Consider the following 23,259-nt stretch of genomic DNA (forward strand, 5'->3'; position numbering starts at 1 on the left):
CGGGGTCAGACGTTGTCGCGTAGGAACGCGATGTCGTCCTTGCGTCCCTCGTCGGAGGTCTCGCAGATGACGGGGGCGTCGGCGGCCTTCACCACGGCGACCAGCAGCTGCGGGTCAATCTGGCCGGTGCCGAAGTTGGCGTGTCGGTCGGCGCCCGAACCCGCGGCGTCGCGCGAGTCGTTGCAATGCACGAGGTCGATGCGGCCGGTGATGGACTTGATTCGCTCGACGGCGTCGATCAACGCCTCGCCGGCCGCCCACGCGTGGCACGTGTCGAGGCAGAAGCCAATTCCCTTGTCGCCGATGTGATCCCACAGCCGGGCGATCGTGTCGAAGTGGCGGGCCATCGCGTGGTCACCGCCCGCGGTGTTCTCCAGGTACACCGGCACGTCGGTCGTCAGCGAGTCCAGCGCCTTGACCCACCGCTCGAACCCGGCGTCCATGTCATTGTCGTCTGCGTGCCCGCCGTGGACGATGACGGCCGCGGCGCCGACGTCCGCGGCGGCGTCACACGTGTCCTGCAGGATTTTCCGCGACGGGATGCGCACGCGGTTGTTCGCCGACGCCACGTTGATCAGATAAGGGGCGTGCACGTAGAGCGGCACGCTCGAAGCACGTAACGCCTCGGCGTCCTCGCGCGGCTTCGGCTTCTTCCAGCTCTGCGGGTTTCCGAGGAAGAACTGCACCACCTCGGCACCCTCCGCCGCAGCGGAGGCCAAAGGGTCGTCGTCGTGGACATGCGAACCGATCAGCACGCGGCCAGTCTAGGTCGGCCGTCCGACAGCTCAGGTCAGAGGTGTGTCGGCCCTGGCCGGGCCGATGTGCACCGACCGGCGGGGGTCCGGCACCCCGAGCAGCGTGCCGTCGTGTTCGACGGCAGTTGCCCCGAAGCGCAGCGCACTGGCCAGGGCCTCGACTCCACCGCCGGGCTCGGCAAGGTAGCCGGCCAGGAACGCGTCCCCCGCCCCGACGGTGTTGACGACGCGCCGGACCGGGGCGACGCCGTGCAGCGCCTCGGGAAGGTGGGCGTCGACCAGCAGGGCTCCGGCGCCACCGAGGCTCACCAACACGGCGTCGACGCCGCGACCGAGCAGCGTGCGCGCGGCCGCCTCGACGTCGCCGACGGTGCGCAACTCGACGCCGAGCACCTCGGCGAGCTCGTCGGCGTTCGGCTTGACCAGATGCGGCAACCCGTCCCGGTCGTTGTCCAGCACCGCTGCCAGCACGGGGCCGGACGCGTCGACCGCCACCCATCGGCCCGCCGCGCGCGCCTCGGCGACCGCCCGGGCCAGCCGGCTCGGGGCGAATCCGGCGGGCAGACTGCCCGCCCACAACACCCGGTCGCCGGAGCGCGCCGCGGCACACAGCGCGTCGACCTCGTCGTCGGACAGCGCGGGGCCGGGCTCGTTGACCTTGGTGCTGCGGCCGTCGGCTTCGACGAGAGAGACGTTGCTGCGGACGTCGCCCGCGATCGGCACGCCGACTATGTCCAATCCCAATTGCTCCAGGGCAGAGCGCATTTCACGTCCCACGCTGCCGCCGACGGGAAGCACGGCGCGCACCTCGACACCGACCCCGTGCAAGGCCAGGGCGACGTTGACGCCCTTGCCGCTGGGTTCGGTCATGGTGGCGGTGGCGCGGTTGACGGCTCCGGGTTCGAGCCGTGGAAGATGCAGTGTGCGATCGAGGCTCGGGTTGGGAGTGACGGTCACGATCATCGGTCGGCGGCCACCTCGACGGTGACTCCGGCCGCCCGCAGCCGTTTACGGTGCGCGGCGGTCGCCTCGGCGTCGGTGATCAACACGTCGACGTCGTCGAGAGTGGCGTGCCTGGCGTGACTCACGCGTCCGAACTTGCTGGAGTCGACCAGGAAGACCCGCTGCCTGGCTGCGGCCAGCATCTGGTGTTTGACGTCGGCTTCGTCGGCGTCGGGGGTGGTGAGGCCGCGGTCGAACGACAGTGCGTTGGTGCCGAGGAACGCGACGTCGACGTTGACTCCTGCCAGCGCCTGGCCGGTGAGCAGGCCGACGGAGGCCATCGTCGCCGGTCGGATTCGGCCACCGAGTGCCACCACGTCGATCCCCCGTTCGTGCAGGGCCGCGCCGACGGGCCAGGAGTTGGTGTAGACGACGAGTCCGCGGTCGGCGGGCAGCATCTCGGCCAGCCGCAGGGTCGTGGAGCCCGCGTCGAGTAGCAGTGAACCGCCGTCGGGGACGAACCGCAGCGCCCGACGGGCGATCGACGACTTCTGGGCCAGGCGTACGTCGCGGTCGGCGACGTGTGCTTCGGCGCGGCTGGGCTCGCACGGCACGGCGCCGCCGTGAACCCGACGCAGGAGGCCGCGCTCTTCGAGGAGGGCGAGGTCTTTGCGGACACTTTCGGCGCTGACGTCGAATCGCTCTGCCAGCCGGGCACTTTCGACGCGCCGATCAGCGGCGAGCAGCCGTAGCACCTCGGCGTGGCGTTCGTCGGCGAACCACGTCCTGCTCATGGGTCACCCAGGTGATCGTTCGCGCCGATGTCGCCGCAGGCCCGGGCGGCGAGGGTGGCCGCACCGAGGGCGCCGGCCTCCTCGACACTCGACACCTCGAGCGGGCCGAATCGGGCGACTTTGGCGCGCATCACTTCTGCGCTGTGGCGCCACCCACCGGTGACGACGACTCGGGCGGCCGGGCCCACGACGTCGTCCATGGCGCGGTGGAGTGCCAACGCCTCGTCGGCGGCCGTGGCGACCACGGTGCGCCACTCGACGCCAGGCCCGCTGCCGGCTTCAGCGGCGGCGTCCAACTGCGCCACGTCGGCGCCGAGGCGCTCCATGGCCCGCAACTGCGCCAACCCGCCCTCGGTGCCGCCGAGCAGACTCCAGTGGCCGGCCTCGATGCTCGGGTCTGTGGTGATGCCCGCGTTGGCGAGCCGCGCGACGTCGATGCGAGACGGAATCGGGGTGATGGTGCGGACCAACGCTTCGGCGGTTCCTGACGAATCCAGTTCGTGCCCTTGGCCGGTGGCGCGGGCACCGAGTGCGGAGGCTTGATGGTCGTGGCCGGCCAAGGTCAGGATCGCGCCGCGGAGCAGCGGGCTGACCGCGTCGGAGGAGATGACGCCGACCGGCACTCCGGCCGCCACCAACGGCGGCATCAGCTCGCGACGGGCACCCGACCAGTCCAGCGCCGCATCCCACCAGTCGCCAGTCGCGACGTCGAGCCATCCGGTGCGGCCGGCCAAGGAGAGTTCGAGAACCGCATCGCCGCCGAGCTGCCGCACCACCCAGCCGCCGACGTCGAACCGGGTCGTCGCGTCACGCGTCGCCGGTGCGTGGCGCAGGAGCCAGCGGTGCTTGGTCAGCGAGAACTGGCCTCGCAGGGGCTTTCCGGCGATGCCGCCGAAGGTCTCGGCGCCGATGGTCGCCGCGAGGTCGGCCACCTCGTCGCCGTCGCGGTCGTCGTGCCAGGCGATGACGGGGGCGAGCGGGCGTTCGCGCGCGTCGACGAGGACGCCGGACTCCCCCATGCAGGTCACGCCGACGGCGCGGACCTCGACCCCGGCGTCGACCGCCGCGGCGTTGAGAGCCTCAAAAGCACTGCGGCGCAATGCCTCTGCATTGATCTCAGTGCCGTCGGGCGTGGACTCCCACGTCGTGGCGGCACGTCCGGCACCGAGGACGAGTCCGTCGTCGTCGTAGACCACGGCCTTGCTCGAGGTGGTGCCGACGTCCAGCCCGGCGAACGCGGCCATCGTTCTCCTGCCCATTGCCCAATTGGAGGTACCTGGATATGGTTGCGTTTGATTGGATGTCCGTCAAGCCCCGACAGGAGCCGTCATGCCGCTGGTCCCCACGGCTGAACTACTGCGTACGGCCGCCGCGAACGGCAGTGGCGTAGCCGCCTTCAACGTGGTCACCCTCGAACACGGGGAGGGCATCGTCGCGGGCGCCCAGCATGCCGCCGCTCCGGTCATCCTGCAGGTCAGCGAGAACACCGTGGCCTTCCATGGCGCGCTGCGCCCGATCAGCGCTGCGCTCGCCGCCTTGGCCGCCGACGCCGGCGTGCCGGTCGGCCTACACCTCGACCACGTCGAGGCGCCGCACCTCTGGGAGCAGGCAGCCGACGCCGGATACTCGTCGGTGATGGTCGACGGCGGCGCCCTGCCGTACGACCGCAACGTCGCCGTCACCGCCGAGGCCACCGCACTGCTGCACGGACGGGGCTTGGCCGTCGAGGCCGAATTGGGCTACGTCGGCGGCAAGGACAGCCAGGTCAGCAACGCCCACGCCCCCGGTGTCCGCACCGATCCCCGGCAAGCGGCCGAATTCGTCAGCGCCACAGGCGTTGACGCGCTTGCCGTCGCGGTCGGCAGCTCACACGCCATGACCACTCGCACCGCAGAACTCGACCTCGACCTGATCGCCGCCCTGCGGGACGCGTTGTCGGTGCCCCTGGTGCTGCACGGCTCGTCCGGCGTGCCCGACGACGCGCTGCGCGCCGCCGTGCAAGCCGGCATCGTCAAGGTGAACGTGGGGACCGCGTTGAACGTCGCCTACACCGGCGCTGTGCGGTCCGCCCTGGCGGCCGACGACGCCGTCGACCCGCGCAAGGCCCTGCGCTCGGCGCGCGCGGCGATCGGCGACACCGTCGCCCACCTGCTCGACGTGATCAGCCGCTGACCCGACCTTCCCCATAGCCGCCGAGTGTGGACATTTGCCACGCAGATCCTGAGATGGCGTGACAGAAGTCCACACTCGGCGGGAGGTGATCAGCACTCCGACTTGTACGCCGCCGCCCCACCCTCGCCGTCCAGGTTCTCCTTGGTGATGATCGTGAACCCGGTTTGCACGTTGGGCGTGTTCTGGCCGCCGTCCAGAGCCGTCACCGCTTCGTCGACGCCGAACCTGCCGATGGCGCCGGGATCCTGCGCGACGAGCGCCTGCACGGTGCCCTCGCGCAGCGCTTGAATTTGGTTGGGGCCGGCGTCGAATCCGACGACCTGCACCTGACCGCTCTTGCCCGCCTGCTTGATGCCGGTGGCCGCGCCTTCGGCGGAGAACAGGTTGACCGCGAAGACGCCGACCAGATCGGGATCGCGCTGCAACTGCGCGCCGACCAGCTGTGCGGCCGTCGCCGGGTCGTTGTGGCTGAACTGCACGCCGACGTAGTTGAACTTCGGGTCGGCTTTGACCGCGTCCTCGAATCCCTTGGCGCGCGCGTCGGTCGTCGAGACGCCAGGCTCCAGCCCCATCACCATGACCTTGCCGCCCTCGGGGTGCAGTTGCTTGATGGCGTCGAACGCCGCCGCGCCGCCCCCCTCGTTGTCACTGGAGATCGCCGACGTCGCGAACGACGGATCGGCGGTCGTGGTGTCGACGAGGACGACCTTGATGCCCGCCGCGGCGGCCTGCTGCAGCGGTTGTTGCAGGGCCTGGACGTCGGTCGGCGCCACCAACAGCGCGTCGGGCTTGCTCGCCACGATCGAGTCGAGGATCGGCTTCTGCAGGGTGGGGTCGAACTTCTGCGGCCCCTGCGTGTTCACCTTGACGCCCAGCTTGGCGGCTTCCTCCTGAGCGCCGCACTGCATGGTGATGTAGAACTGGTCGCCAACCACGCCCTGCAGGAGCGCAATGTCGTATTCCTTGCTGGCCTTTGGCGGCGCGGCGACGGTGGTGACCGCCGCCTGCGGGGCGGCCGAGGAGGACGACGACGCCGCGCCACCAGTCGACGTGCCGCTCGGTTCGGACTGGGGCTTGGACGACGTGCAGGCGGCCATCGGCAACGCGAGCGTCATGACGCTCGCGACGAACACGAGACGGTTTCGGTTCATGGACTTTCCCTTCGTTGTGAACCTCGCGGGGATCCTCTGCGGTTGAGAGGATTTCGAGAGCGTGCGCTGCGCATGGCCGCCGCGCGCCGGGACTGGTCGACGTAGACCGCGGCGATCAACACCGAACCGACTGCGACCCCCTGCCAGTACGGCTGGACGCCGATGATGACGAATCCCGACTGCAGCACGGCGGGGATGAACAGCCCGACGAGGGTGCCGAACACCGTGCCCTCGCCACCGAAGATCGACGTTCCGCCGATCACGACCGCGGCGATGACGTTGAGGTTGGTCAGCGACTGGCCTGCGATGGTCGTCGTGCCGTATTGGGCCAGCGACAGCAGCGCGCCGAACCCAGCCAGGGTGCCCGCCAACGCGTAGACGGCGATCAGGTGGCGGGTCACCTTGATGCCCGTGCGTCGCGCCGCCTCCTGGTTGGAACCGATGGCATAGGTGTAGCGGCCGAACCTGTTCTTGTGCAGCAGGATTGCACCGAGGATCACCACGATCAACGCCACGAACGGCAGGCCGGGAATGCCGAGTACCTTGATGTAGGCGCTGAAGTCGGTGAGTTCGGTTGGCACCGAGCGGATGTCGATTCCGCCGGTGATCACCTGCGCCAGACCGAGTGCCACCGAAAGGGTTCCGAGCGTCACGATCAGCGCAGGCACCCTGGCCTTGGCGACCAGGATGCCGTTGACGGCACCCCAGACCGTGCCGCTGAGCACCGCGGCCACCAGACCCGCGGCCGCCACTCCCGGACCGTTGCCGCCCATGGCCGCCATCACCTTCGCCGCGACGACCGACGAGAACACCAGCACCGACCCGACCGACAGGTCGATGCCGGACGTGATGATCACGAAGGTCATCCCTACGCCGAGCACCGCCCACACCGCGACGTTCTGCGACATCAGCGAGAAGTTGCCCGCCGACAGGAAGCGATCACCCGCGACGACGGAGAACGCCACGCAGATGACGATCAGCACACCGAGGATCCAGATCGCCTGCAGGCTCAGCAGGCGCTTCACCAAGGACTCGTCGCCGTCGTCGGCCCCGGACACGGCCACCGTGGGTTGATTCGCGACGGTACTCATGCCGCACCTTCCCGTCCGTCGAGGGCGCCGGTCATCGCGCCGACCAAGGTCTCCACCGTGGTGTCGCTGCCGCGATAGGTCGCAACCCGCCGGCCCAGTCGAAGCACCTGGATGCGGTCGCAGATCTCGAGCACGTGCGGCATCGAGTGGCTGATGAAGACCACCGCAATGCCCTTGTCGCGCACGCGTTTCACCGACTCGAGGACGTTCTTGGTCTGCACCACGCCGAGCGCGGCGGTCGGTTCGTCGAGGATGACGACCTTGTCCGCCCACGCGATGGCGCGGGCGATGGCGATGCCTTGGCGCTGACCGCCGGACATCGACCCGACGGGGGTGTTCAGCGACCGGACCGTCGCCCCGAGTTCGGCGAACGACGCGGCGGCCTGCCTGCGCATCTCCCTCTCGTCGAGGAAGCCGAATCGTCCGAGCGGCCCCTTGCGGCTGAGTTCCCTTCCCAGGAACACGTTTTGCACGGGGTTGAGGTGCGGCGCGAGCGCGAGGTCTTGATACACGACCTCGATTCCGAGATCGTTCGCCTCGCGCGGACTTGCCAGTCTGATGGGCGCGCCCTCGAAGTAGACCTCGCCCTCGTCGAGTTCCAGGCTCCCCGACAGTGCCTTGATGAGCGTGGACTTGCCAGCGCCGTTGTCGCCGATCAGTCCGACCACCTCACCCGCCTCGACGTCGAAGTCTGCGCCGTCGAGGGCGCGGACGTGGCCGAAGCTTCGCGAGATGGCCCGGGCCTCGAGCAGTGCGGTCATGAGGTGCCTTCCGGTCGGTGGGGCGGCCACGAGGTGCCCGCCCTGCAGACGAGTAACCGGGCGTCGCCGTCGACGCTCCAGGTGCCGCACGCGGCGGGGACGACGAGTGCCTGTCCGGCCGTCACGTTCAGCGGTGCGCCGCCGGCGGAGGTGAGCACACCGCTGCCCGCCACCACCACGGCGACGGCGAACCCGGCCGGGACGTCGGCCCCCGCGGTGAGCAGTTCCATGTGGAAGTAGGGGTCGGCGTCGGCGGGCAACACGCTCACCACTTCGGCTGGCCCGGCCTCCGCGTGGCGGAGCAACACGCCCGGATCGGCAACGGCGGCTGTACTGACGACGGACAGCGCGGTGTCGCGGTCCAGCCCGAGGAAGACCTCGGCGTCGGACGCGTCGGTGTTGTTGCGCTCCAACAGAATCGACTGATCGGTGGGTTCCTGCGCCTCGACGAGCAGGATGCCCGCGCCGATCGCATGCGGTGTGCCACCGGGAACCAGCACGCCGTCACCGGGGCGCACGGGGATGCGGTGCATGAGGGCGAGCATGGTCTCGGCGTCCTGGTCGTCGACGAGTTCGCGGACGCGCTGCGGCGTGACGTCCTCGCGCCAGCCGACCCAGACCGCCGCATCCGGACCGGCCTCGAGGACGTACCAGGCTTCGGTCTTGCCGTAGGCGCAGCCGAGGTGACGGCAGGCGTAGTCCCGGGTGGGGTGCACGTGAACGGGTAGCCGCTGGCCGGCGTCGAGCAGCTTCACCAGCACACCGGTGTCCCCCGGCGCCCCGTCGGCACGACCCAGCCAGGCGACGGGGTCGGTGCGCACCGCGTCGACCAACGGGGTCCCGTCGGCCAGGGCAGCCGGGCCATGGTCGGGATCACCGAACCTGGCGACGGTGGCGCCGATCCACTCCTCGGGCGAGCGGTTCCCGACCGCTGCCAGCCCCCGCCACGCCGCCAACGCGGGGCCACCGGCGTACCAGTGTTCGATCACGTTGGGCGGCAACAGTTGTGCATCTGGGCTCACAGCTCGATCACCACCTTGTGCGCGCTCGCGTCACCGCGCAACGTCTGCAGTGCCATGCCGTACTCGTCGAGGCCGAAGCGGTGGGTGATGAGGCCGTTGGTGCGCACCCGGCCGCCGCGCAGCGCGTCGATGGCCGCGCCGAACGACGTCATCTCGGCGAACGATCCCCTGATGGTGATTTCGCGCCGGAACACGTCGAAGGGGTGAAAGCGGACGAGGTCGTCGGCGCGCGTGACGCCGTAGATCAGCACCGTGCCGCCGCGGCGGGTGAGCGGCACGCAGATGTCGCCCACCACCGGCGATCCGGTGGCCTCGACGACGGCGTCGTACCCGTCCCCGTGCGGCGAGGCCGCCAGAAGCGTGGCGATGTTGGCGTCGGGGTCGTCGCGCGCGATCCGCACCGTGCGATCCACGCCAAGGCCGCGGGCGGTGTCGAGCTTGAACTGGCTGGGCCCGGCCACCGTCACCGACGACGCGCCGCCCGAGGCGATCAGCTGCGCCAGCAGGAGTCCCGTCGGGCCTGCACCGAGCACCAGAGCGCTGCCGCCGGGACGCATCTGCAGGGACTCGAGGCCGTGCATCGCGCACGACGTCGGCTCGCAGAACACCGCGGTGTCCTTGTCGAGGCCCTCGGCCGAGAAGACCAGCGTGTGGTCGGCGACCGCGTATTCGGCGAAGAAGCCAGGAAAGTTGCTGCCGAATCCCAGCATCGACTCGCACTGTCCCAACCGGCCGGCCAGGCAGTACGGACATTGGCCGCAGTACACGTTCGGGTTGACGGTGACCTGTTCGCCGAGCCGAAACCGGGTGACGCCGTCGCCGAGTTGGTCGACGATGCCGACCAACTCGTGCCCGGGGATCAGCGGGAAAACCGCGCCGAATTCGCCTTCGTGAATGTGCAGATCGGTGCCGCACACTCCGACCTGGTCCACCTTGATCCGCACCTGCCCCGGTGCCGCCTCGGGCGTGGGGACCTCGGCCACCGACCACGTCTTGGGGCCTTCGTAGGACACCGCCTTCATCCGTCGGCTCCGCCTCTTTCCCGCGTCGTTGCTGTTACCTGCGTCACTCTCGTGATTGCTTCGAGCCGAGACGGTACGCCACTTCCGCGCCTATGTCACCGGTGTCAGAAAAGTCGCCGCCATTTCTCTGACATCGGTGACATACTGTCGACCCGGACAGGGAGGACGGTCGATGGCGACGATGCGCGACGTGGCAGCTCACGCTGGTGTGAGCGCGAAAACCGTGTCTCGCGTGGTCAACAACGACCGTTACGTCTCCGCCGAAGTCCGACTCCGCGTCGAGCAGGCGATCGACGAACTGCAGTACGTACCCAACATGCTGGCGGTCACGTTCCGCACCGGGCGCGACGCGGCGATCGGGGTGGCGGTGCCGGGCGTCGCCGACCCCTTCTTCGCAGGCATCATCAGCGCGGTCGAGCGAGAGGCCAGCCGTCGGGGCGTCGCCGTCATCGTCACCAGCGTCGGTTGGGAGCCCTCCCACGAGCGGCGGTCGATCGAGGCGGTGCTGCATCGCAGGGTCGCCGGGATGATCATCTGCCCCGTGGGGCCCGACATGTCCTTCCTCCGCCCGTGGCAGGCCCGGGCACCCCTGGTGTTCGTCGACCGGATGCCCGCCAAGCTGACCGCCGACGCCGTGGTTCAGGACGACGTGGGCGGCGGCCGGGAGGGGACCGCCCATCTGCTCGCGCACGGTCACCGCACGGTGGCGTTCATGGGCGACGACGTCGTCACCGGTCTCTTGCGCCTCGAGGGGTGCCGACAGGCACTGGCCGACGCCGGCCTGCCGCACCACGACGGACTCGTCCACCTCGGCGAGGTCGACACCGAAACCATCACCACCGCGTTGCGCCGCATCCTCGCCGAGCCCCAGCCGCCGACGGCAGTGTTCTCGTCGAACGCTCGCTGCACGGTGTCGGTCGTGACGGCGCTACAGTCGTTGGGGCGCAACGACGTTGCCGTCATCGGCTTCGGCGACTTCCCCACCGCCGCGGCCCTTCGCCCAGCCGTCACGGTGATCAACCAGGACGCCGACGAGATGGGCCGACTCGCGGTGGAGCGCCTCTTCGAGCGCCTCGACGGGCCCGACCGCAAGATGCGTCGGCGCACCGTGCTGCCCGTCTCGCTGCTGACGCGGACGTCATGCGCGATGCCTGGCGACACCGTCCACCCCGGCCACTGAGCCGCGCCCCTCCCCACTCCCCTCACTCCCCTTCCCTCCCCCACTTCCCCGCGAGCAGACGCAAAAGTGCGCGACACGCCGAGTGTCCGTGCAACTTTGCGCCTGCTCGCGAGGAGGGACGAAGGGGACAACGGGGTCAGGCGGCTTGCAGGTGGCTGAAAATCCGCCCGACGAGGTCCCCTGGCCGGCGCCGCACGTCGTCCACCACGAGCGGGACCACTCGATACCCGCACTCCTGCAAGCGCGCGGTCTTCATCCGATCGTGTCGTAACGCCTCCGGACTCGCGTGCCATTGCATGCTGTCGTATTCGGCGACGAGCATCTCTGCCGGCCAGGCAAAGTCGGTCCGCCACAGGTCGCCGCAGCGGTCGACGATCTCGTACTGCAGCACGGGCATAGGCAATCCACCGTCGATGAACACGAGCCGCGCCTCACTCTCCATCGGCGACTCGGCGCGAGCATCGGCGTGCTCCACCAACTCCCGCACGCGGACGATTCCACGCCGGCCCTTCTGCAGGGCGGTTGCGGCGCGCAGGTCAGCCACAGTGCACGTTCCCGAGCGGAGGGCGGCGTCGAGGATTGCCAACCCACGAGGTCGCCGCAACGTCCTTGCCACTTCGACAGCAGCCCACGCGGGCGTGGTGGCCAGCCGTTCGCCAACCCGCCTCAGCGGGGCTCCCAACCGCTGATGCACCGTCACCGCATCCGTCGACCGCATCCGGATTCCCGGATCAAGGACGTGCACCCGCGGGTCGTTCTCGGTGTCGAAGCCGTGCAACGCCGCCGCAGTGTTCATGCACGCCACCAGATCTCGCCCGGTCATCAGGTCCAAGGCAGTCAGTCGGCCCACGATGTCCGGCGGTGACAGCGCATAGACGCCGTGACACACGCGCACGATCGCACCCGCCTCGACGTACAGCGCCAGCGTTCTGGCATTCAAGGACGTCGAGAGCTCCGCCGTCGTGGCCAGGCCGCCTCGGCAACTGAACATCGCATCGAGCAACATCGTTCGATGCTGGCTCGAGGGCTGCGGCCCCAATAGACCCGCCGAGCAATTTGTGGATGAACGCGCAACTGTGGATTGCCGAGCAGTCGCAAACCTGCGGAAACACTCGGCGTGTCGCGCACTTTTGCGTCTGCTCGCGGGAGAAGGAGGGGTGCGCGGGAGGAGGGGTGCGCGGGAGGAGGGGTGCGCGGGAGGAGGGGTGCGCGGGAGGAGGGGGTGCGCAGGAACCCAACGCCCGCAACGCAAAAGGGCCCCGGCCGAAGCCGGGGCCCTTCCACACAGTGACTAGCGGTAGTCGCTGAATCCGTAATCGTCGAGCGGCACGGCCTGGCCGGCGCCCTGACCGAAGTCTGGGCTGTAGTACTGATCCTCGTAGGACGGGATCGTGTACGCCGCGGCGCGAGCTTCCTCGGTCGGCTGGACCTGGATGTCCCGGTAGCGGGCAATACCCGTACCGGCCGGGATCAGCTTGCCGATGATCACGTTTTCCTTCAGACCGTTGAGCCGGTCGCTGCGGCAGTTGATCGCCGCATCGGTCAGCACTCGCGTGGTCTCCTGGAACGACGCCGCCGACAACCAGGAATCGGTCGCCAACGAGGCCTTCGTGATGCCCATCAGCACCGGACGCCCGGCGGCGGGCTCGAGGCCCTCTGCCACCACGCGACGGTTGGCCGACTCGAACTCGGCCCGCTCGGTCAACGAACCGGGCAGGAATTCCGTTGCGCCCGAATCGATCACCGTGACGCGACGCAGCATCTGCCGGACGATCACCTCGATGTGCTTGTCGTGGATCGACACACCCTGAGCGCGGTAGACCTCCTGGACCTCCTTGACGAGGTGGATCTGCACCTCGCGGGGGCCCTGGACGCGCAGCACCTCGTGCGGGTTGGCCGAGCCTTCCATCAGCTGCTGGCCCACCTCCACGTGGTCACCGTCGGCCAGGAGACGCTCGGAGCCGTCCTCGTGCTTGAACACCTTCAGGCGCTGACGACGAGTGAGCTTGTCGTAGACGACTTCTTCACCACCGTCATCCGGGATGATCGTCATCTTGTAGAACTTCTCGCCCACTTCGATGTTGACCCGACCGGTCACGTCCGCGATCGGAGCGGTGTTACGCGGCACGCGGGCCTCGAACAGCTCCTGCACACGAGGAAGACCACCGGTGATGTCCTCACCGACGCCGCCCTCCTGCTTGAACGTACGCATGGTCAGCTGCGTGCCGGGCTCACCGATGGACTGCGCGGCGACGATGCCGACGGCCTCACCGATGTCGACCAGCTTGCCGGTGGCCATCGAGCGGCCGTAGCACGTGGCGCAGACGCCGGTGCCCGTCATGCAGGTCAGCACCGAACGCACCTTGACCTCGGTGATACCCGCGGCCAGCAGTGCGTCGATCGCCGGATCGCCCAGATCGTGTCCACGCTCGACGACGACGTTGCCTCCTGCGTCGATGGCATCCACGGCCAGCGTGCGCGCATAGGTCGAGGTCTCGACGTGCGCGTCGCGGGTCAGGGTGCCGTCGGCCTCGGTGGCCGCGATCGTGGTCATGATGCCGCGCTCAGTCTGGCAATCGTGCTCGCGCACGATGACGTCCTGAGACACGTCGACCAGACGACGGGTCAGGTAACCCGAGTCCGCCGTACGAAGGGCGGTGTCGGCCAGACCCTTTCGGGCGCTGTGCGTGTTGATGAAGTACTCCAACACGGTCAGGCCTTCACGGAAGGACGACTTGATCGGGCGCGGGATGAACTCACCCTTCGGGTTCGTCACCAGGCCCTTCATGCCGGCCAGGGTGCGCGTCTGGTTGAACGTACCGGTGGCGCCCGAGTCGATCAGCTGAATGATCGAGTTGGACGACGGGTAGTGGTCGCGCAGTGCGTTACCGACCTCTTCGGTCGCTTCCTTCCAGATCTTGACCAGGGCGTCGGTCCGCTCGATCTTCTCGAGCAGGCCACGCTGGTACTTCTTCTCGATGGCGTCCGCTTGCTGCTCGTAGCCGTCGAGGATCTGTGCCTTGTTCGGCGGCACCAGCACGTCGGCCATGGAGACGGTGACACCCGAGCGCGTGGCCCAGTGGAAACCGGCGTCCTTGAGCTTGTCGACGGTCTGCGCGACGACGATCATCGGGTAGCGCTCGGCGAGATCGTTGATGATCGACGCCTGGACCTTCTTGTGCATCTGCTTGTTGACGAACGGGTATCCGCGCGGCAGCAATTCGTTGAACAGCACTCGGCCCAAGGTGGTCTCCGCCAACCAGGCGTCGCCCATCTTCCAGCGGTCCGGGAACTGCGCGGCCTCGACCTCGGCAGGCGGACGCAGGTGCGTCAGCCGAACCTTGATCTTGGACCGGACGCTCAGGGCGCCACGGTCGACGGCCATCTGCGCCTCGGCCGGCGAGCTGTACACGCCGAACTCCGCGGAATCGGTGGCGGCCGGCTGGTATTCGCCGATGTCGCCTGCGATTTCGGTGGTCAGGAAGTACAGACCGGTCACCATGTCCAGACGCGGCATGGCCAACGGACGACCCGACGCGGGCGACAGGATGTTGTTCGACGACAGCATCAGGATGCGTGCCTCGGCCTGCGCCTCGGCGGACAGCGGCAGGTGGACTGCCATCTGGTCACCGTCGAAGTCGGCGTTGAAGGCCTCACACACCAGCGGGTGCAGCTGAATTGCCTTGCCCTCCACCAGCATCGGCTCGAAGGCCTGGATGCCGAGGCGGTGCAGCGTTGGTGCGCGGTTCAGCAGCACGGGGTGCTCGGAGATGACCTCTTCGAGGACGTCCCACACCTGCGGGCGCTGACGTTCGACCATCCGCTTGGCGCTCTTGATGTTCTGCGCGTGGTTCAGGTCGACCAGACGCTTCATCACGAACGGCTTGAACAGCTCGAGGGCCATCAGCTTCGGCAGACCACACTGGTGCAGCTTGAGCTGAGGACCGACGACGATGACCGAACGGCCCGAGTAGTCGACGCGCTTGCCGAGCAGGTTCTGACGGAACCGGCCTTGCTTGCCCTTCAACAGGTCGGACAGCGACTTCAGCGGACGGTTGCCCGGCCCGGTGACGGGGCGGCCACGACGACCGTTGTCGAACAGTGCGTCAACGGATTCCTGAAGCATGCGCTTCTCGTTGTTGACGATGATCTCGGGTGCGCCGAGGTCGATCAGTCGCTTCAACCGGTTGTTGCGGTTGATGACGCGGCGGTACAGATCGTTCAGGTCGGAGGTGGCGAACCGGCCACCGTCGAGCTGAACCATCGGGCGCAGCTCCGGCGGGATCACCGGAACGGCGTCGAGCACCATGCCCATGGGCGAGTTGCGGTTCATCTGGAACGCCGCGACGACCTTCAGACGCTTCAGTGCACGAAGCTTCTTCTGTCCCTTGCCGTTCTTGATGGTGTCGCGCAGGCTTTCGGCCTCGGCGTCGATGTCGAAGGTCTCGATGAGCTTCTTGATCGACTCCGCACCCATGGCGCCCTGGAAGTACTCGCCGTAGCGGTCGATGAGCTCGCGGTAGAGCACCTCGTCGACGATGAGCTGCTTGGGAGCCAGCTTGGTGAACGTCACCCAGACCTCGTCCAGGCGATCCAGCTCGCGCTGGGCCCGGTCGCGGAGCTGACGCATTTCGCGCTCGCCACCGTCACGGACCTTGCGACGGACGTCGCTCTTGGCGCCGTCCTTCTCGAGCTCGGCCATGTCGGCTTCGAGCTTCTGGGCGCGCTCTTCGAGATCGCTGTCGCGCTGGGTCTCGACGGCCTTCTTCTCGACGACCATTTCGGCCTCGAGCGTCGACAGGTCGCTGTGACGCTGCTCGGTGTCCACCGCGGTGATCACGTATGCCGCGAAGTAGATGATCTTTTCGAGATCCTTCGGGGCGAGGTCGAGCAGGTAGCCCAAACGGCTGGGAACACCCTTGAAGTACCAGATGTGGGTGACGGGTGCGGCCAGTTCGATGTGGCCCATCCGCTCACGACGCACCTTGGCGCGAGTTACCTCGACGCCGCAGCGCTCACAGACGATTCCCTTGAAGCGCACGCGCTTGTACTTGCCGCAGTAGCACTCCCAGTCGCGAGTCGGTCCGAAGATCTTCTCGCAGAACAGGCCGTCCTTCTCTGGCTTGAGCGTGCGGTAGTTGATGGTCTCCGGCTTCTTAACCTCACCGTAGGACCAATTGCGGATGTCGTCCGCAGTGGCGAGGCCAATGCGGAGTTCATCGAAGAAGTTGACGTCGAGCACGTAACTCCCTTTCCCCTTGCGGGACTAGATGACTATCAATCAAAACGCGGGACGCAGGGCCCCCGAAGAGCAAAACTTAAGCGAGATCCTCGACCGACGGTGATTCGTTGCGGGACAGGTTGATTCCCAGGTTCGCGGCAGCGCGCTCCAGGTCCTCGTCGTCACTGTCACGCATTTCGATCCGCTGGCCTTCAGACGACAGCACCTCGACGTTGAGGCACAGCGACTGGAGCTCCTTGAGCAACACCTTGAACGACTCCGGAATACCGGGTTCGGGGATGTTCTCGCCCTTGACGATTGCCTCGTAGACCTTCACGCGGCCGACGGTGTCGTCGGACTTGATGGTCAGGAGTTCCTGCAGCGTGTACGCCGCGCCGTAGGCCTGCATGGCCCAGCACTCCATCTCACCGAATCGCTGACCACCGAACTGCGCCTTACCACCGAGCGGCTGCTGGGTGATCATCGAGTACGGGCCGGTCGAGCGAGCGTGGATCTTGTCGTCCACCAAGTGGTGCAGCTTCAGGATGTACATGTAGCCAACCGTCACCGGGTACGGGAACGGCTCACCACTACGTCCGTCGAACAACTGCGACTTGCCCTCGGCGTTGACCATCACGTCACCGTCCCGGTTCGGAAGCGTTGCGCCGAGCAGGCCTTCCAGCTCGTTCTCGCGCGCGCCGTCGAAGACGGGCGTGGAGACGATGCTGTTGGACGGTGCCGAGAGCAGCTCATCGGGCAGGTTCTCCGCCCAACCTGGCAGCTCGCCGGTGTCGCCGACGACGTCGATGTTCCAGCCTGCCTTGGCAACCCAGCCCAGGTGCGTCTCGAGGATCTGACCGATGTTCATCCGTCGCGGCACACCGTGCGTGTTCAGGATGATGTCGACCGGAGTGCCGTCCGGCATGAACGGCATGTCTTCGATCGGCAGGATCTTTCCGATGACGCCCTTGTTGCCGTGGCGTCCGGCGAGCTTGTCGCCGTCGGAGATCTTGCGCTTCTGGGCCACGTAGACGCGGACCAGCTCGTTGACGCCGGCGGGCAGCTCGTCGTCCTCTTCGCGAGAGAACATCCGAACGCCGATGACCTTGCCGGACTCGCCGTGCGGAACCTTGAGCGACGTGTCGCGAACCTCGCGGGCCTTCTCACCGAAGATGGCACGCAGCAGGCGCTCTTCCGGGGTCAGCTCGGTCTCGCCCTTGGGCGTGACCTTGCCGACCAGGATGTCGCCGTCGCGGACCTCGGCACCGATGCGGATGATGCCGCGCTCGTCGAGATCGGCCAGCACCTCGTCGGAGACGTTCGGGATGTCCCGGGTGATCTCCTCGGCGCCCAGCTTGGTGTCGCGGGCGTCGATCTCGTGCTCCTCGATGTGGATGGACGTCAGGACGTCCTCCTCAACCAGGCGCTGCGAGAGGATGATCGCGTCCTCGTAGTTGTGGCCTTCCCACGGCATGATCGCCACGAGCAGGTTCTTGCCGAGCGCCATTTCACCGTTTTCGGTGCACGGCCCGTCGGCGAGGACCTGTCCGGCCTCGACCCGCTGACCGCTGTCCACGATCGGGCGCTGGTTGGCGCACGTTCCGTGGTTGGAGCGGGCGAACTTGCGCATCCGGTAGGTGTGCCGGGTGCCGTCGTCTGCCATCACGGTGATGTAGTCGGCGGACACCTCTTCGATGACACCTGACTTGGTGGCGACGATGACGTCACCGGCGTCGATCGCGGCACGCAGCTCCATGCCGGTACCGACCAGAGGTGCCTCACTACGCACCAGCGGAACCGCCTGGCGCTGCATGTTGGCACCCATGAGGGCACGGTTGGCGTCGTCGTGCTCGAGGAACGGGATCATGGCCGTGGCCACCGACACCATCTGGCGCGGTGAGACGTCCATGTAGTCCACGTCCATCGGCGAGACGTTTTCGACCTCGCCACCCTTACGACGAACGAGGATCTTCTCCTCGGTGAACCGGTTGTTCGCGTCGATCGGCGAGTTGGCCTGCGCCACGACGTGGCGGTCCTCCTCGTCGGCAGTGAGGTGGTGGATCTCGTCGGTGACGACGCCCTCGACGACCTTGCGGTACGGGGTCTCGATGAAGCCGAACGGGTTGACCCGCGCGTACACCGACAGCGAACCGATCAGGCCGATGTTCGGGCCTTCCGGGGTCTCGATCGGGCACATGCGGCCGTAGTGGCTGGAGTGCACGTCACGAACTTCGAGGCCGGCACGCTCACGGGACAGACCACCGGGGCCCAACGCCGACAGGCGGCGCTTGTGGGTCAGACCCGACAGCGGGTTGTTCTGGTCCATGAACTGCGACAGCTGCGACGTTCCGAAGAACTCCTTGATCGCCGCCACGACGGGACGGATGTTGATCAGGGTCTGCGGCGTGATCGCCTCGACGTCCTGGGTCGTCATCCGCTCGCGGACGACGCGCTCCATGCGGGAGAGGCCGACGCGAATCTGATTCTGGATCAGTTCGCCGACGGTACGCAGACGACGATTGCCGAAGTGGTCGATGTCGTCGACCTCGACGGGAACCTCGGCGCCGCCGGGGGCGGTCATCGTGGTCTGGCCCTCGTGCAGGCGCACCAGGTACTCGATGGTCGCGACGATGTCTTCTTCGTTCAGCGTCGACGACGTGATCGGCTGGCCCACGTTCAGGCCGAGCTTCTTGTTGACCTTGTAGCGACCCACGCGGGCCAGGTCGTAGCGCTTCTCCTTGAAGAACAGGTTCTCCAGCAGGGTCTGCGCGGATTCCTTGGTGGGCGGCTCGCCCGGGCGCAGCTTCCGGTAGATGTCCAGCAGTGCCTCGTCGGGACCGGCGGTGCTGTCCTTCTCGAGGGTGGACATCATGATCTCGGAGAAGCCGAAGCGCTCACGGATCTGATCGCTGGTCCAGCCGAGGGCCTTCAGCAGCACGGTGACGGGCTGACGACGCTTGCGGTCGATGCGCACACCGACGGTCGCGCGCTTGTCGACGTCGAACTCGAGCCAGGCGCCGCGGCCCGGGATGACCTTGACGCTCGTCAGGTCGTTCTCGGTGGCCTTGTCCTTCGACTTGTCGAAGTAGACGCCGGGCGAGCGGACGAGCTGGGACACGACGACACGCTCGGTGCCGTTGATGATGAAGGTGCCCTTTTCGGTCATCATGGGGAAGTCGCCCATGAAGACGGTCTGGCTCTTGATCTCGCCGGTGGTGTTGTTGATGAACTCCGCGGTGACGAACAGCGGGGCCGCGTAGGTCTGGTCCTTCTCCTTGCAGTCGTCGACGGGTGCCTTGACCTCGTCGAACCGCGGATCGGAGAAGCTCAGCGAGAGCGTGCCCGCGAAGTCCTCGATCGGCGACAACTCCGTGAGTACCTCTTCGAGACCGCCGACGGGGTTCACGTCGCCGCGCTCGAGAGCCTTCTCACGCCAGCCGTCGGAACCGATCAGCCATTCGAAGGAGTCGGTCTGCACGTCGAGCAGGCCGGGAACTTCGAGCGGTTCGCGAAGCTTGGCGAAGGAAACTCTGTTAGGTGCTCCAGGAATGGAGTTGTTGGGGTTTTCTACTGACTTGCTCTGGCGAGAGACTGCCAAGATGCATCCTTCCAGCACCGGATGCGACGATCGGGTGACCGGCCGAAGACCGGACCCTTGCCGCGTTATCTGCGTTAGGTTCGGCTGGCGTTCTCAAGCCTGAATCTCGGCCCCGAGGCACACGACTAGTTCCCTGAGCAGGGCTCAGGCTAGGAGACGGTGACGAGAGGTGGATGAGGGTGGGCAGGATGCAGCCAGCGCAACGTCCAACACTAGCGCAGAACGGCGCATTCCTCAACATCGGCATGGTAAAAGAGACCAGGCGCTGGCTGGCGGCTAGATCCTTCAACCCGTGCATACATTGCTGACCAACAGACTGGCCCGGTTTCGCCTTTCCGTCAAGAGTTCACACGCGGTTTGGGGAGGAAAGTTCGCGTGCCGCCGCAGGCTGTGGAGTTACGGTGATCCGCCCCTTGACTCCGTGGACGGACGCGCGGTCCAGCAACTCCTGGTACAGCGCGGTGGAGACGGTGCGGGTACGGCTGAGCAGGAAGCCGGTGTTGCCGCTGGGGTCGCTCACGACGGCCCAGCTGTAGTCGGGTGCGAGGTCGACGATCCAGTAGTTGCCCGGCGGCGTCGCCGACGCCGGGCCGAAGAACGTCACGTTGAGCTTGTCGTTGGCGGCGCTCACCGGCAGTGCGGCGCCGACGATGCGCGACAGCGGTCCATTGTCGAAGAAGTAGTTGCCGGAGTTCACCACCTTGATCGACCCGTCGGGATTGGCGCTGTAGGTCGCCGTGGTGTTCACCAGGCCGAGCGAGAAGAACTGCTTGACGCTGCCCACCTCGTACCAGGTGCCGAGGTAGGAGTTCCCGTCGACGACCGGTGCGGGACCGAGCACGACGCCGGCGGCGGGCGCCAGGTCGACGAACTGGTCGGGCTCCCCGTAAGTGCCGTACGTGCCGGTGTCTGGTCCGAGGCCGGCGTACATGTCGTTGATCCAGCCGTTGGCGAGCGTGTAGACGGCCTGGGTGTTGCCAGCCGGGGACCGCTTGATGATGAGCTGGCTGAAGAAGTCGATGATCGGAGAGCCGCCGATGAGGGAGTCGACGTGTGAGCCGTTGGCGAGGACGACGCCGACGAATTGGCCGGGCCGCAAGGCGACCAGATCCTTGGTGGTCTGGCCGTTGGCGTTCCAGGCCTGCGGCGGCGCCGCGATCTGGTAGATCGGGATGCCGCTGGCGGCCAGACTCGTCAGCGCGCCCGAGAAGGTGCCGTTGGACGAGACACCGTCGTACATGACCACGCCGAGCAGGTCGTTGTCCTCGGGCTTGACGGCATCGGAGTAGAAGCCACCGGCGGCTGCGGCCAGTCCCCCACCGGCCGAGTGTCCGGTCAGGACAAACTTGCCAGGCAGCGCGCCGTGATAGCCGGCTGCCGCGGCGCTGGCGGTCAGCGCCGTGCGGTTGGGATCGATGAAGAGGTCGGCGACGCCCTTCTGCATCGACACGCTGCTCAGCGTGCACCCCGCGCAGGTGAAGAACCCGAACGACGGGACGTTGGGGACCACGACGACGCTGTTGGTCTGCCGGGCCAAGTCCTTGGCGAGCGCCGAGTACCAGGACTTCGAGCCGAGGAAGCCGTGCTGCAGCAGCATGACGCCCTGGGCCTTCACGGTGCCGTCGGCCTGGGTCGGGAAGTACCAGTCGGCCGCGCCGGTGTAGCTCCCGCTGCCGACCGGAATGGTCAGGTTCGAGCTGCCGACCTTGACGCCGGTCACCCCGGCGTTGGCCGACGTGCCGGGGACGGGTTGCGCCGGGATGCCGGTGACGTCCACCGGTGTCGGTGCGACGGGCGGAAGCAGGCCGAAGGCGGACAGCAGGCTGATCACCACCGTCGCCAACGGGCCCGGCGGGGCCCGCGGGGCTGCGGGTGCGGCCAGGCTGCGGATCGCGGAGACGTCCTTGGCGACCAGCGTCGTCGGCGTGGGCTTGTTGGCCACTGCCGGCTTGATGTCAGTGGGCAGGGTCGCGACGACCGGGGTGGCCACGACTACCGGATCGGACTTCTCCTCGGTGACGACGGGCGGCTTGGAGTCGACGATCGGGGTCGTGTCGACGACCGGCGGCGTCTCGGCCACGACAGGATCCTTGGGCGTCACGTCGACGGGGGTGGACACCGTCACGGGAGCGGCCGGGGCCTCCTGAGCGGCCACGGCCTCCGACTTCGGAGTCTTCGTCTTCGCCGGCTTCACCTTCACGACGGGGTCGGCAGTGGTGGTCGCAGTGTCGTCGCGGTCCACGGTCACGGTGTTCGCGCTGACGGTACTGGTCGGCTTACCCTCGCCCTTGGGCCCCGAATCATGGTCCTTGCCAACGTCTTTGGTGCCCGTTGTTGCGGCGCCCGAAGGCGCTTCGGCCCCAGGACTGGACGGGGCCGAGGACGATCCCGCCTCACCACCCGACGAGTCGGACTCCGCGGCGGCGACGCCATGACTCGCACCGAGCGCGATTCCCACCCCGGCGGTTACGACCCATACCCCGCGCAACCAGCGATTCGCACTCACCGACGGAATGTAACCCGCTGCACCGACATCCGGCCGCTAAATGTCGCCTACGTCAGATTTTGGACATCACAGTGTCCCGGGCCGCCGCCCGCTTAGGGTCTGCGACGCGGCCGACACGTCCTGGGTCACGTCGACCAGCCCGGCGTCGCGCATGACGTCGCCGACCTCGTCGACGTCGAACAACCGCAGCGGCGCGAAACGTGACGCCGCGACGCTGGCCCGCCGCACCGGTGCCGGTCCCCTGGCGCACGTCGTCAGGACGGCAATCCGCCCTCCAGGCGTCAGCACCCGGATCATCTCGCGGAGCGCACCGAACGGGTCGTCCATCAGATACAGCGCGCCGTAGCAGCTGACGGCGTCGACGGTGCCGTCGTCGAAGGGCAGGTCGACGGCGTCGGCCCGGACATAGCCGACCGGGGTACCGGGCGCGGTGTCGCGAACGGCCTGGGCGAGCATCGTCGCGGAGCTGTCCACCCCGACCGCGAGCCCGCCGGATCCGACGGCGGCCAGCAGGGTGCGGGTGGTGTTGCCCGGCCCGCAGGCGACGTCGAGGACGGTGTCACCGCGGTGCAGGTCAAGCAGTCGAAGCTTGCGCCGGTCCTCTTGGGCGGAGTTGCGCGCGGTGAACCCGAAGAACAGGACGGGCCGCCACAATCGCTCGTAGATCATCGGTAGAACCGAAGACCCCATTACGCGTTGGCCCGTCGTCTGCGGAACCTCGGCGTCACCCATCACGTCGAGGTAGCCGTCCACGACGGTGGCGGGACGGTTGAGCAGCGCGCGCGTTCTCCGGCCGCCTGGACCGGGGAGCGTCACTCCTTGGAGACGGGGATCGAGGCGGTGGGGGCCTCTTCGTGGGCGCCGTTGGTGTTGCTGGTGGTCATCGACGACGGCGCATGCTTGTTGCTGCCGTCGAGATCGGCGCGGATGGCTTCCTGCGCGGCCGGGGGCAGGCTGTGCATGATCTCGCGCACCCGAGCCTGACGACGCCCGACCGCCTTGCGCTCCGGCATGCCCGGGGTCGCGTTGACCTGCGGCGGCACG

The 23,259-nt window shown here is 67.7% G+C and carries 16 protein-coding genes and 1 pseudogene; 2 read left to right on the forward strand and 15 right to left on the reverse strand.

Annotated elements, in window-relative coordinates:
- Positions 1-5 precede the first annotated feature (5 nt).
- The 4 genes from ASD37_RS23780 to ASD37_RS23795 are packed head-to-tail and all read right to left on the reverse strand — an operon-like array spanning position 6 to position 3,750.
- The gene (locus ASD37_RS23780; protein WP_056557356.1) at positions 6-755 is read right to left on the reverse strand and encodes a deoxyribonuclease IV; all 750 of its coding nucleotides are present in this window, start codon (positions 753-755) and stop codon (positions 6-8) included.
- Positions 756-785: 30 nt separating this feature from the next.
- Positions 786-1,718 carry a 1-phosphofructokinase family hexose kinase gene (locus ASD37_RS23785; RefSeq protein WP_056557359.1) on the reverse strand — a complete coding sequence of 311 codons (933 nt, stop codon included), beginning with the start codon at positions 1,716-1,718 and terminating at the stop codon, positions 786-788.
- On the reverse strand, positions 1,715-2,491 hold the full coding sequence (locus tag ASD37_RS23790; protein ID WP_056557361.1) for a DeoR/GlpR family DNA-binding transcription regulator: 777 nt from the start codon (positions 2,489-2,491) through the stop codon (positions 1,715-1,717). The genes ASD37_RS23785 and ASD37_RS23790 overlap by 4 nt, the downstream gene beginning before the upstream one ends.
- Complete coding sequence (locus ASD37_RS23795) at positions 2,488-3,750, reverse strand: L-fuculokinase (RefSeq protein WP_235568514.1); 1,263 nt, start codon at positions 3,748-3,750, stop codon at positions 2,488-2,490. The genes ASD37_RS23790 and ASD37_RS23795 overlap by 4 nt, the downstream gene beginning before the upstream one ends.
- Before the next feature lie 70 nt (positions 3,751-3,820).
- Here ASD37_RS23795 and ASD37_RS23800 point away from each other — a divergent pair, with 70 nt between their 5' ends.
- Positions 3,821-4,663 carry a class II fructose-bisphosphate aldolase gene (locus ASD37_RS23800; protein WP_056557369.1) on the forward strand — a complete coding sequence of 281 codons (843 nt, stop codon included), beginning with the start codon at positions 3,821-3,823 and terminating at the stop codon, positions 4,661-4,663.
- An 89-nt stretch (positions 4,664-4,752) separates the two neighbouring features.
- On the opposite strand, the gene ASD37_RS23805 is transcribed toward ASD37_RS23800, so the two are convergent.
- Genes ASD37_RS23805 through ASD37_RS23825 form a run of 5 tightly spaced genes read right to left on the reverse strand, consistent with a single transcriptional unit; the run spans position 4,753 to position 9,710 of the window.
- Complete coding sequence (locus tag ASD37_RS23805; protein ID WP_056557370.1) at positions 4,753-5,814, reverse strand: ABC transporter substrate-binding protein; 1,062 nt, start codon at positions 5,812-5,814, stop codon at positions 4,753-4,755.
- Entirely contained in the window at positions 5,811-6,905 is a 1,095-nt protein-coding gene (locus ASD37_RS23810; RefSeq protein WP_056557372.1) for an ABC transporter permease, read from the reverse strand. The genes ASD37_RS23805 and ASD37_RS23810 overlap by 4 nt, the downstream gene beginning before the upstream one ends.
- A complete protein-coding gene (locus ASD37_RS23815) occupies positions 6,902-7,666 on the reverse strand; it encodes an ATP-binding cassette domain-containing protein (RefSeq protein WP_056557601.1) in 765 nt (254 codons plus the stop codon). The genes ASD37_RS23810 and ASD37_RS23815 overlap by 4 nt, the downstream gene beginning before the upstream one ends.
- The gene (locus ASD37_RS23820) at positions 7,663-8,688 is read right to left on the reverse strand and encodes a class I mannose-6-phosphate isomerase (RefSeq protein ID WP_056557374.1); all 1,026 of its coding nucleotides are present in this window, start codon (positions 8,686-8,688) and stop codon (positions 7,663-7,665) included. The genes ASD37_RS23815 and ASD37_RS23820 overlap by 4 nt, the downstream gene beginning before the upstream one ends.
- Positions 8,685-9,710, reverse strand: coding sequence for a zinc-dependent alcohol dehydrogenase family protein (locus ASD37_RS23825; protein ID WP_056557378.1), 1,026 nt, complete (start codon positions 9,708-9,710; stop codon positions 8,685-8,687). Before ASD37_RS23825 ends, ASD37_RS23820 begins: the two co-directional genes overlap by 4 nt.
- Positions 9,711-9,891: 181 nt before the next feature.
- On the opposite strand from ASD37_RS23825, the gene ASD37_RS23830 reads away from it, so the two are divergent.
- On the forward strand, positions 9,892-10,890 hold the full coding sequence (locus ASD37_RS23830) for a LacI family DNA-binding transcriptional regulator (RefSeq protein WP_255354934.1): 999 nt from the start codon (positions 9,892-9,894) through the stop codon (positions 10,888-10,890).
- A gap of 136 nt (positions 10,891-11,026) precedes the next feature.
- Here the strand turns inward: ASD37_RS23830 and ASD37_RS23835 are convergent, their stop codons facing one another.
- The 6 genes and pseudogenes from ASD37_RS23835 to ASD37_RS32375 all read right to left on the reverse strand — a co-directional run.
- Positions 11,027-11,896, reverse strand: coding sequence for a type IV toxin-antitoxin system AbiEi family antitoxin domain-containing protein (locus ASD37_RS23835; protein WP_156721048.1), 870 nt, complete (start codon positions 11,894-11,896; stop codon positions 11,027-11,029).
- Between the two features lie 285 nt (positions 11,897-12,181).
- Entirely contained in the window at positions 12,182-16,132 is a 3,951-nt protein-coding gene (locus tag ASD37_RS23840) for a DNA-directed RNA polymerase subunit beta' (protein ID WP_056557381.1), read from the reverse strand.
- 76 nt (positions 16,133-16,208) lie between these two features.
- Positions 16,209-19,709 carry a DNA-directed RNA polymerase subunit beta gene (locus ASD37_RS23845; RefSeq protein WP_370073080.1) on the reverse strand — a complete coding sequence of 1,167 codons (3,501 nt, stop codon included), beginning with the start codon at positions 19,707-19,709 and terminating at the stop codon, positions 16,209-16,211.
- A 346-nt stretch (positions 19,710-20,055) separates the two neighbouring features.
- On the reverse strand, positions 20,056-22,215 hold the full coding sequence (locus ASD37_RS23850; protein WP_235568516.1) for a lipocalin family protein: 2,160 nt from the start codon (positions 22,213-22,215) through the stop codon (positions 20,056-20,058).
- A 66-nt stretch (positions 22,216-22,281) separates the two neighbouring features.
- The gene (locus ASD37_RS23855; protein ID WP_056557387.1) at positions 22,282-23,031 is read right to left on the reverse strand and encodes a class I SAM-dependent methyltransferase; all 750 of its coding nucleotides are present in this window, start codon (positions 23,029-23,031) and stop codon (positions 22,282-22,284) included.
- Positions 23,028-23,259: pseudogene (locus tag ASD37_RS32375) on the reverse strand (ABC transporter ATP-binding protein); the annotation flags it as partial. The pseudogene ASD37_RS32375 and the gene ASD37_RS23855, both read right to left, overlap by 4 nt.

The organism is Mycobacterium sp. Root135, assembly GCF_001426545.1.
Classification (GTDB): Bacteria; Actinomycetota; Actinomycetes; order Mycobacteriales; family Mycobacteriaceae; genus Mycobacterium.